The 7,971-nt window shown below is 37.4% G+C and carries 7 protein-coding genes; 1 reads left to right on the plus strand and 6 read right to left on the minus strand.

Going from position 1 to position 7,971, the window contains the following annotated elements:
* Nucleotides 1-51 precede the first annotated feature (51 nt).
* Entirely contained in the window at nt 52-1,065 is a 1,014-nt protein-coding gene (locus BN358_RS03055) for an aspartate-semialdehyde dehydrogenase (RefSeq protein WP_019227861.1), read from the minus strand.
* A 194-nt stretch (nt 1,066-1,259) separates the two neighbouring features.
* Nucleotides 1,260-3,038 carry a putative glycoside hydrolase gene (locus tag BN358_RS22195; protein WP_019227862.1) on the minus strand — a complete coding sequence of 593 codons (1,779 nt, stop codon included), beginning with the start codon at nt 3,036-3,038 and terminating at the stop codon, nt 1,260-1,262.
* 231 nt (nt 3,039-3,269) lie between these two features.
* Between BN358_RS22195 and BN358_RS03065 the strand changes: the two genes are divergently transcribed.
* Nucleotides 3,270-4,547, plus strand: coding sequence for an adenylosuccinate synthase (locus BN358_RS03065; RefSeq protein WP_019227863.1), 1,278 nt, complete (start codon nt 3,270-3,272; stop codon nt 4,545-4,547).
* A gap of 182 nt (nt 4,548-4,729) precedes the next feature.
* Here BN358_RS03065 and BN358_RS03070 read toward each other — a convergent pair whose 3' ends face one another.
* Genes BN358_RS03070 through BN358_RS03085 form a run of 4 tightly spaced genes read right to left on the minus strand, consistent with a single transcriptional unit; the run spans nt 4,730 to nt 7,879 of the window.
* Nucleotides 4,730-5,233, minus strand: a complete 504-nt coding sequence (locus BN358_RS03070) for a hypothetical protein (protein ID WP_019227864.1) — start codon at nt 5,231-5,233, stop codon at nt 4,730-4,732.
* Nucleotides 5,224-5,826 (minus strand): DnaJ domain-containing protein, encoded by a 603-nt coding sequence (locus tag BN358_RS27390; protein WP_019227865.1) that lies wholly within the window; start codon nt 5,824-5,826, stop codon nt 5,224-5,226. The genes BN358_RS03070 and BN358_RS27390 overlap by 10 nt, the downstream gene beginning before the upstream one ends.
* Nucleotides 5,823-6,644 carry a DUF5685 family protein gene (locus BN358_RS03080; protein ID WP_019227866.1) on the minus strand — a complete coding sequence of 274 codons (822 nt, stop codon included), beginning with the start codon at nt 6,642-6,644 and terminating at the stop codon, nt 5,823-5,825. Before BN358_RS03080 ends, BN358_RS27390 begins: the two co-directional genes overlap by 4 nt.
* 56 nt (nt 6,645-6,700) lie before the next feature.
* Nucleotides 6,701-7,879, minus strand: a complete 1,179-nt coding sequence (locus BN358_RS03085) for a M20 family metallopeptidase (protein WP_019227867.1) — start codon at nt 7,877-7,879, stop codon at nt 6,701-6,703.
* Nucleotides 7,880-7,971 lie beyond the last annotated feature (92 nt).

Raw genomic sequence — 7,971 nt, forward strand, 5'->3', positions numbered from 1 at the left:
GAACTTTTCTAGTATATAAAAAAAGAAACGGCTGCGCCGTTTCTTACATCATTATATTAAGTTTTCTTTTACCAGCACTTCTGCAATCTGCACTGCATTTGTTGCAGCGCCTTTTCTTACCTGGTCTCCGCAGCACCATAATACAAGTGAATTGTTCTGGCTTATATCTTTTCTCACTCTTCCAACATAAATTAAATCCTGGTTAGATGTATCAAGAGGCATTGGGTATTTCTTGTTTGAAGGATCTTCTACCAGCTTCACTCCATCAGCATTTGCCAGAAGCTCTCTTGCTTTTTCAGGAGAGATTTCCTTTTCTGTTTCTATAGTAATTGATTCCGAGTGGCTTCTGTAAACAGGGACTCTCACGCATGTGCAGTTTACCTTCAAATCAGGATTGTGGAATATTTTTCTTCCTTCATTCTGCATTTTCATTTCTTCCTGTGAGTATCCCATTTCATCAAAATCGCCTATCTGTGGGATTACATTATAAGCAATCTGGTGTGCAAATGTTTTTATTTCAACTGTCTTGCCTTTTTCTATATCAGAAATCTGCTGGTCCAATTCCTTTATTCCATTTACGCCTGCTCCTGAAACAGCCTGAAATGTTGATACTACCATTCTATTTATTTTTGCATATTTATTGAGTTCATTCAGTGCAGTCAATGCAATTATTGTTGAGCAGTTTGGATTTGCAATTATTCCATTGTGATTTTTAACATCTTCAGGATTCACCTCAGGAACCACCAAAGGAACATCATCATTAAGTCTGAAAGCAGAACTGTTGTCTATTACAACTGCTCCAGCCTTTACTGCTGCCGGAGAAAGTGCTTCACTTATATAATTTTCAGCAGCACACAAGACTACGTTAATATTTTCAAAAGAATTTTCTGTTGCTTCTTCTATAACAAATTTCTTGCCTTGAAATTCAACTTCTTCACCAGCACTTCTTTTGCTTGCCAAAAGTTTCAACTCTCCGTATGGAAAATTCCTTTCGCCTAAAACCTTGAGCATTTCTTGCCCTACTGCTCCTGTTGCACCTAATATTGCCACATTGTACTTTTTCATTTCTCTCCTCCAAATCCGAAATATATAAACAGCTTTACTTTTAAATATAAAATTTATTATAACAATAAATTTTTTCTTGTCAAGCTTTTTGTTTTTATTTTAATTACATAGGTTTCGTCTTTGCGTACATGAGCTAATTATTCAAGGAAAAAGTAATCCTGTTATACAAAAAGAGCGGTTGCCCGCCCCTTTTTCTATTGTGCATCAAATACAACTTTGATTTTCCATATGTTGTTTTCTCTCACTGACTGCCATTGAGCGTTGTCTTTTTCAACAATCTGAGAAACGTCGCCGTTTTTTATCTCTATTTTGTAATTCAAGTAAACTGTTGCCTTATCCTTGTCTGAAGGATCCATTTCATAGCCTGTAACCTTGTAGCGCAAGAGACTTACATTTGATGATTCCATTGCCTTAAGGTAGCTGTCAAAATCTTTTTCTCTGTCAGCAACCGGAGTCATAAGATACATGTAGCTGAATCTCTCATTAAGCATACCCGATAAATATTTATCGGCACTGTCTCCAGGTGTTTTTTCCGTGTAATCAAGCTCTCCCTTATCAAGTGGATATGTTGTTTTCTTTTCTGTCTCTGTGAGCATGAAAGCATAGGGATCATATACGTTGCTGGGATTCCAAATCATGTATTCAGTCACACCAAGTTCCTTTGCTGCAATAACCTGAGCTCTCACCTTGTCTGGACCATATTCGATTCCCTGCCAGTCAAAGTCCTGAATCCACGGTCTAATGTGCGGAGGGTTTTCCATGGATGAATTTTTCTCAATTGCTTCTTCCATTGCTCCCTTAACTACCAGGTAAGGATTGGCATTTGGATTTTCTAAATTGTACCAACCTGTTGAATAGTGGCTTGGATATACCATTGGTGCCAGGTTGTCAACATGCTCACCCATGAGTATCCACGTCTGCCCTATGTCCTCAGGAAAATCATCCCATGTCCTGGTGATTATTCCAAATACATCTGCACCGAGATTAACGCTGTATGGAGCAAGTTCTTTTTTAGCATACTGCAGGAATTCAGCAATTGCTACATCTTTGTCCCTGCCATTTCTTCCAGGAAATTCAGTTATAGGATTATATTTTTTTGCACCATCCGGAAAACGTACATAATCAAATTGGATTTCATCGAATCCAAGAAGCGAAGCTTCCTTTGCTATGGCAATATTGTAGTTCCAAACATACTTATCAAATGGGTTAATCCATGGAATGTTGCCGCTGTTGGGGTCAAGCCATGTACCTCCGGTTTTTAACTGAATGGAATGGTCAGGACTGAGGACTGCAAAATTCTTATCCTTGAAGGCAACAATTCTTCCTATGGTATAAATATCGTAATCCTTTAAAACTTCAAGCATCTTCTTTACATCTTTGATTGGTATTGGAGTATTTTGATTCATTTTTTGAACTATTTCAACATTGCTTTCATATGTTATGAATCCGTTGTCATCTTTGACGTTAATTACCAGGCCATTGATTTCTGTAGCGTCGGCAATTCCTACAATTCTTTCAAATTTGTTCGCCTTGTCAGCAGCAGCATAAAGTGATGATGCAAGAGCCTTGTCATTTGACTGAAGAGCTTTCACATATTCAGAATATGCATCTATGTTTTCTTTGTTCAATTCATTTCCTGCTGTGTGGCCTGTGGCATAAAGCGCCCTCACCTCAACATATTCTTTTTCTCTTTGTTCAGATACGGGAACAAGGGGCACATAAAATTCTTTGTACTCTTCTTTTCTTGATTTTTCAAGTTCTTCTCTTTCGGCAATTTTCTTCTCAAGTTCTTGTGCTGCCTTTTCTTCTTCAGTCAATTCCGGCTGTGAAGGTTCTTCCGCTACCGGAGTTTCGCTTCCCGGTTCATTGACTTCGCCGGGAATTGGAGAATTTGCACTTGCCGGATTGGCGCATGCTGTGAGAACCGCTGTTAAAATAAATAATAAAATTGCATGTCTTACATTTTTAAACATAAAGCCTCCTAATTTTTGCATTGGAGGTTATACACCCCAATTTATGCTTGTTACATTCTATAATGCATGTCTAATTTTAACATACAATTCAACCTTAATCAACAATCATTGAAGTCAATCATACTTTTACCTGCATGTAAATTTTAACAGATTTTACAGCATATAAATTATTCCTTGACTTTAATATTTACAAAATATATAATTCTTTTATCAAAACATAAGGAGGCAATTATGCTAACTGCTATAGTTGGAATTAATTGGGGAGACGAAGGAAAAGGAAGAATGGTTGATTTAATGGCCGCAGATTATGATGTTGTATGCCGCTATCAAGGCGGAAACAATGCAGGCCACACTGTTATTAACGAATCCGGCAAATTTATTTTGAACCTGCTCCCTTCAGGCATATTGAGATCTGATGTAGTAAATGTAATGGGCAATGGAATGGTCATTGACATAGAACATCTTCATAAAGAATTATCTAGTTTGAGAAAAGCAGGCATTAAAATAACGCCTGAAAACTTAAAAATAAGCGACAAAGCCATTATTTGTCTGCCATACCATGTTAAACAGGATGTACTTGAAGAAGAAAGACTTAAAGACATGAAATTTGGCTCCACAAGAAGAGGCATAGCTCCTGTTTACGGAGATAAATACCTTAAAAAGGGAATACGAATGGGAGACCTTTCAAACAAGGAAGCTTTAAAAGAAAGACTTGAGCACATTGTTGAATGGAAAAACCTGCTCATTGCCGGAGGATACAAATCAATTGAATTTGACCCTCAAGACATGTATGACTGGCTCATAAAATATTCTGAAGAACTGAAAGATTACATATGTGATGTTGGATTGTTCCTGAATGAAGCTGTAAAACAAAACAAGAAAATAATGTTTGAAGCACAGCTGGGAGCACTTAGAGACATAGACTTCGGTATATACCCATACACATCTTCATCATCAACAATTGCAGCATATGCTCCTATAGGCGCTGGAATACCAGGAATAAAATTAGACAACACTCTTGGAATAATGAAAGCTTATTCTTCATGCGTTGGCGAAGGACCTTTCACTTGTGAAATGTTCGGCAAAGAAGCTGAGGATTTGAGAGAAGCAGGCGGAGAATACGGCGCTGCCACAGGAAGACCAAGAAGAGTCGGTCCATTTGACATTGTTGCTTCTAAATACGGCGTAAGCGTTCAGGGTGCTGACGAACTTGCACTGACAAAACTTGACGTTATGTCCTACATGGAGAAAGTTCCTGTTGTTGTTGCATACGACGTAAACGGCAAAATAACAAAAGACTTCCCAACAGGAGAAGAACTTGCAGCTGCAAAACCTGTCATTGAATATAAAGACGGTTGGAAGTGCGACATAAGCAAGTGCAGAAAAGAATCAGATCTTCCTAAGGAAGCTTATGATTACATCAAATATCTTGAAAAAGAAGTAGGCTGCTACATTAAATATGTTTCAGTAGGCGCTGAAAGAGAAGATTACCTTGTAATGAATAAATAATCACAATTAAGAATTAAGAGTGAAGAATTAAGAATTAAACGAAAGGATTTGTGCGTTGCACAAATCCTTGTTTTTTATATAAAAAATCGGCATTGTGCTCTGCACAATGCCTTCCTGAATTCATAATTCTTAATTATTAATTCTTCATTACATTAGTTCTTAATTCTTAACTCTTAATTATATCAATTTCTTTTAATTTTAGGTTTAACCTTTTCAATGTATTGGTTGATAAAAACAGTAAAGGCGTAGTCGTAAATTAAGAACGCCACCTGTGCTGCTGCTAGCATCCACCAGTACAAGTTGAATGATATGAACAGTCTTACTGTAAAATACATGGCAGCAAGTGAAATATTGAAGAACACCAGCTTTGCCGCGTACTGAATTTTCTTGTTTTTTATAAATGCTTCAAATATATGCTTTGCAACGCTGTAAAGTCCGAAGAATATTATGTAAGTTATTATTTCAACCTTGTTGAAGGTCAGAAAAAATCCCAGCATACATGAAGCAGCGTAAAAAACAAAGGCGCTTTTGCCTCCGAACTCAACCACAACAATTCCCACAACCAAGGCTGCAGCTGCAAAAAGAATTATTGTATTTGTTTCTATTACTGATGAAAGTATTACAAAAATCTGATTTAATCCCAAAAGAACTCCTAAATAGGCCGTATCTTTGCTTTTTAGCAGCATGAGATCAAGTCTCCTCCCAAACATTCACACAAACAATCAGCACATATAAGTTGTGTACAGCAGTCGGCAGAACTTGATCCTCTTCCTCCATAGCTGTACGCTCTTTGCTGGTATGAACGCTGCATATTTAATATCTGATTTAAAAAGTTTCTGTATTCTGTATTGGCAGGATCCATGTTTGCTGCTCTTTGCACAAACTGCATTCCCTGTCCCATAGATCCTATATTAACGTAACAAACTCCCATGAGGTAGTTCCATTCAGCATTTCTGTCTGTCATGCTGTTGAGTGCTCTTAAAGCCTCCTGAAACCTTCCTGTCTGTATCTGCTGTCTTACACTGAACAAGTTTGTGCTTCCGTAAGAACCGCTTGAATAACTTGAACCTGAGCTGTAATTTGTGCTTGAAGCTGTGCCGTTCATTATTTCATCATACGCCCATTGTATTTCCTTGAACTTTTCCTCTGCAAGATCCTTAAGAGGGTTGTTTTCGTTCATGTCCGGGTGGTACTTTTTTGCAAGCTTCCTATAGGCGCTTTTTACTTCATCCTTTGATGCGCCTCGGCTCAAGCCAAGCACTTCATATGGGTCTTTCATTTAATTTTCTCCTTATCAACATTATTGATTTTGTTCAATATTCCTGAATATATTATATTGTCTATTATTCCCTTGTCCTGTTCCAAGGGCAGTTTTTCTATTTCATTGCTCAAAAATGACAAGTTGAGCATGGAAAGTTCTCTTGCATAATCTTTTTTGTCTTCAATTTCAAGGTTGTTAAACGGATTGTAGGATCCACTTTTTTCATCTTTTTCCATGTCTTCGTAAGCATCCAGGAAATAAATGTACTTGCCTGCATAAAAGCCTACTTTTCTTAATATCTTTTCCCATTCATCACGTTTATACAAAAAAATTTCTTCCATTAGATGTCCGAATTCATTGGACACAGCATCAACATCCTGGGTATTTTCCTTTTCAAGCTTAGAAATATTCTGAAGCCTTTCTTTGATTTTATCTGCCTTCTCACTGTATTTTAAGGAAGCTTTCTTGAAATTTCTCTCAAGTGCTTTACATACAGCAAGACTTTTCACATCGCGTTCATCGTTCCAGTTGTCAATCATGTTGTAATACGAAAGCATAATGTTCATGGAAGCAGCATATTCTGTTATTTCATTTTGTATTACCAGTTGTTTCTTTGTGGGATGAACCATGCATCTTTCATTGTATGACTTGTTTTCCGGCTCATACAATGAGCTTAATAGAAGTATCAGGAATGTCATGTCATAATTCAGAGTGAACCTTGACAAATTGCTGTACTCTGTCTTAAGGCACTTGCACAGTCCGCAGTAATAGCCTCTGTAGCTGTAATATTCCTTGAACTTAAGCTCCATTTTGTTTATTGTAACGTATCCAAACATAACCTACTCATTTCTTTTTTATTGTAACAACACTGATTGGTTTAATCAATATAAATTTAACTCTCCAGAAGCTTCAGTACATTTTCAACCTGGATCTGCACTCCTGTTGCAAGGCAATTTTCATCAATCTTAAACCTGTTTGAATGGATTGGGTACACAGCACCTATTTCTTCATTCCTGCAGCCTAAGTTAAAGAAACATGATTTCACGTTTGCTGCAAAATATGAAAAGTCCTCTGTTCCCATGTCAGGCTCCTGGCTTATTATAATATTGTTTTCACCAAGAATTTTTTCTGCAACGCTCCTTACACTGTCAACTGCCTCATCGCTGTTAATAAGAGCCATGTAGCTTTCCCTTATGAACAATTTTCCTTCTCCGCCGTAAGCCTTTGGCACATTTTCAACCATTTCACCTATTCGCTTTTTCATGAAGCTTCGTGTTTCAGGATCAAGAGTTCTTAATATTCCTGTCATTTCAACTTCATCAGGAATTATATTTCCTTTTGTTCCACCATGGATGGTTCCAAGAGTAAACACAGCTTGGTTCAGCGGTGAAATGTTCCTGCTTACAAGAGACTGCAGCGACATAATAAGATTTGCAGCAATTACAAGCGGATCAACACCTTTGTCAGGATGAGCTCCATGAGTTGATTTTCCACTTACCCTTATTGTTATTTCATCTGAAGAAGCCATCATTTTCCCGTATTTCAGTTTCACAGTGCCTGTATTTATTCCTGTATCCACATGTAGTCCAAGCACATAATCAACATCAGGATTTTTCAAGACACCTTCACTAATCATCCTTTCGGCTCCGCCGGTAGTTTCTTCCGCTGGCTGAAAGAAAAACTTCACATCTCCCTTTAGCGTGTCTTCCATTGATTTTATCACTTTTGCTGTTCCAAGGGCAATTGCAGTGTGTGCATCGTGTCCGCATGCATGCATTGCTCCATCATTCAATGATTTAAATTCCACGTCTGCTTCTTCTTTTAAGGGAAGAGCATCTATGTCAGCCCTTACTCCAACACAAATATTTTTTTCTCCTGAACGATTTTTTCCTCGTACAATGGCACACACTCCGGTTTGTGCAATGCCTTTTTTGTATTCGATTCCCCAGGAATCAAGGTAACTGCATATTCTATCCATTGTTTTAAATTCATTTCCGCCCAGCTCGGGATCTTTATGAAATTCTCTTCTTATGTTGATTAGTTCTTCACTTATATTTTCTATATCACACATAATTTTAACCCTCATTTATTAAAATTACATTAATTATATTTTATTTTTAGGTTAAATACAATAAAAAAGTTGCTCCGAAACTCCGCTAGGGG

This window comes from Sedimentibacter sp. B4 (genome assembly GCF_000309315.1).
Lineage (GTDB): Bacteria > Bacillota > Clostridia > Tissierellales > Sedimentibacteraceae > Sedimentibacter > Sedimentibacter saalensis.

Excerpts from the sequence above, each read along its gene's own strand:
- BN358_RS03055 (WP_019227861.1), bottom strand. The coding sequence starts at position 1,065 with ATGAAAAAGTACAATGTGGCAATATTAGGTGCAACAGGAGCAGTAGGG.
- BN358_RS03080 (WP_019227866.1), bottom strand. The coding sequence starts at position 6,644 with ATGTTTGGATACGTTACAATAAACAAAATGGAGCTTAAGTTCAAGGAA.
- BN358_RS03070 (WP_019227864.1), bottom strand. The coding sequence starts at position 5,233 with ATGCTGCTAAAAAGCAAAGATACGGCCTATTTAGGAGTTCTTTTGGGA.
- BN358_RS03065 (WP_019227863.1), top strand. The coding sequence starts at position 3,270 with ATGCTAACTGCTATAGTTGGAATTAATTGGGGAGACGAAGGAAAAGGA.
- BN358_RS03085 (WP_019227867.1), bottom strand. The coding sequence starts at position 7,879 with ATGTGTGATATAGAAAATATAAGTGAAGAACTAATCAACATAAGAAGA.
- BN358_RS22195 (WP_019227862.1), bottom strand. The coding sequence starts at position 3,038 with ATGTTTAAAAATGTAAGACATGCAATTTTATTATTTATTTTAACAGCG.
- BN358_RS27390 (WP_019227865.1), bottom strand. The coding sequence starts at position 5,826 with ATGAAAGACCCATATGAAGTGCTTGGCTTGAGCCGAGGCGCATCAAAG.